The organism is Leptospira hartskeerlii (genome assembly GCF_002811475.1).
Lineage (GTDB): Bacteria > Spirochaetota > Leptospiria > Leptospirales > Leptospiraceae > Leptospira_B > Leptospira_B hartskeerlii.
The window spans coordinates 1-599 of the sequence record NZ_NPDL01000030.1 but is presented as its reverse complement, the minus strand read 5'-3'; the positions used below and the strand labels follow the sequence as shown (position 1 = coordinate 599).

At 39.6% G+C, this 599-nt stretch carries 1 protein-coding gene; it reads right to left on the bottom strand.

The features are described 5' to 3' along the window. Positions 1-155: 155 nt before the first annotated feature. Positions 156-539, bottom strand: a complete 384-nt coding sequence (locus tag CH352_RS18950) for a hypothetical protein (protein ID WP_100708326.1) — start codon at positions 537-539, stop codon at positions 156-158. Positions 540-599: the final 60 nt, after the last annotated feature.

Genomic DNA, 599 nt, shown 5'->3' with positions numbered 1-599 from the left:
AGCCTAGCCGACGTTTGCGATGGCACGAGTTTGCTCATGCAAACGAAGTGACAGAAGCAAATGTGCCGCAGGCCGGAGCGAGAGTGCGAAGCAGTTCGAAGCGCAGCGGCTGAGGCGATAGTTATGCGAAGGCCACGCACGAAACATTTGCATCATCATGATTGCTTAGAAATAATTCGTAAAATAAATATCGACAATGGAGTATATATTGTTTCAGAAACTATTCCACCAAATGCTTCTTTCCAAGAATATGTCGGTAGCATTAACTCCCCAAATTCCCCTAGAATAAACATAACCCACCATAAAAAAGAAAATAATAGCCAGCGTTCATAAAATATATTTTTCGAAAGATAGAAGATGGATGTTATCGCAATCGCTGTACCCAGTTTTACGATCAATACACTTATTAAAAATTGTATTGGTGAAGCGCCTTCTGGTATTTTGGCCCCTATTAAAACGGAAAAGACTGAATAAACAATAAAGGGAATAATATAGATAACCCCTAATGTCGATAAAGTGCCCATAATCACTAGTTTCATTTAATACCTACTCAATAATGATAGCAGAATGAAGTTTCGCGTGGCTTTCGCATAACGACC